Source organism: Bacillus sp. MYb56 (assembly GCF_002976445.1).
In the GTDB taxonomy this organism is placed as follows: domain Bacteria; phylum Bacillota; class Bacilli; order Bacillales; family Bacillaceae_G; genus Bacillus_A; species Bacillus_A mycoides.
Genome location: NZ_PCOH01000119.1, coordinates 1 through 1594 on the forward strand (window position 1 = coordinate 1; position 1594 = coordinate 1594).

Sequence of the window (1594 nt, forward strand, 5' to 3'; positions counted from 1 at the left end):
TCACCACCTCGTATGATTAAGTTAGGTTTTTTAGGAATGGGATTCACCTATAAACCCAAGAGTATCCAGCTTTATGAGATACTTATATTTGTAGATAGAGTGTTGCCGATCACCACCTTGAATCCTTGTATTCGATTGAAAGATTGGTACCTCTGTCTAATAAGTAGTTTACGAATGAGTTGGATGTTGATGACCATTGGTCATTCTTCGTATCTCTTACGAGGTAGTAGCGCTTATTAGTTCAGGGGAGGATAACACTATCTAAAAATCATCAAAATAGGGGTGTATACTATGTTCTACTTAGGTATTGATATTGCCAAACACAAGCACTATGCTTCCATCATTGATTCCACTGGGAAACCTATTACCAAGCCATTTCCTTTCCACAATCATAAAGAAGGTGGACAAGCTTTATTAACTTGGCTTTACCGATACATTAGTTCTCCGACAGAACTGTCAATCGGGATGGAGGCCACCGGTCACTATTGGATAGCTGTCTATTCTTTTCTACTAGATCATGGTTTTTCTGTGATTGTACTGAACCCACTCCAAACCAATGCATGGCGAAAGGGAACAGAAATTAGAAAGAGAAAAACAGATGCCATTGACGCCACTATGATTGCCGATGTCATACGATTTGGCCGCTTCCTTGAAACTCCACTCGTAGACGAGAAAATGTTCGCTTTAAAACAACTAAGCCGGTTTCGTAATTCTCTTGTACGTAATATAAGTGATTTAAAACGCAAGGCGCTTGTCGTGTTAGATCAAACCTTTCCAGAATATCAAAGTATTTTCTCTAATGTCTTTGGCAAAACGTCTTCACAGCTCCTAATTGAATATACATCTCCTAGCGATTATGAAAGACTGTCTATTGATGATTTGACACTAATAATTGAGCAAGCAAGTCGTTGCCGACTTGGAAAAAAAACAGCCAATCAACTGATGGAATTAGCCTCAAACTCATTTGGTGTCACCTTTTGTAAAGATGCTTTCTCATTCCAATTAAAAATGTTGATGGAGCAAATCCGCTTTATTGAAACTCAGTTGAGAGAATGTGAGAATCAAATGTCTCAACTATTAAGTGACTTAGATACACCAATCACTACTATTCCGGGTATTGGTCCTATATTAGGTGCCACCATATTAAGCGAGATTGGGGATATAGACCGCTTTGACAAGCCTTCTAAACTTGTGGCTTATGCCGGTATTGATGCCACTATTTCTCAATCAGGTCAATACGAATCAACTGGTATGTCTATGTCCAAACGTGGCTCCTCCCATCTACGTAGAGCATTATTTCAAGCGGCTATTACTGCTTATAAACATGATCCTGTATTAAAAGCTTTTTATGAAAAGAAACGAAATCAAGGAAAACACTATTATGTTTGTATAGGAGCTGTAGCTAGGAAGTTGTGTTATATTGTCTATGCCATTCTAAAGAGTAATAAACCCTATAAAATTCCTCCATTCCCCTGCCAGAGATAACTTTTTTATTTTTTGAGACTTCTCAAGGTTTATTTAAGTTACCCTTTTTTAGGGTAAACACTCTTCATTTATATTGTATTTCACGCTTGACATTTCATAGTTGGTCTTT

Annotated in this window: 1 protein-coding gene; it reads left to right on the top strand. The window is 37.7% G+C overall.

The genetic code is table 11. The annotated features are described in order from the left end of the window. Positions 1-291 precede the first annotated feature (291 nt). The gene (locus CQ058_RS31285; RefSeq protein ID WP_002127111.1) at positions 292-1485 is read left to right on the top strand and encodes an IS110 family RNA-guided transposase; all 1194 of its coding nucleotides are present in this window, start codon (positions 292-294) and stop codon (positions 1483-1485) included. Positions 1486-1594 lie beyond the last annotated feature (109 nt).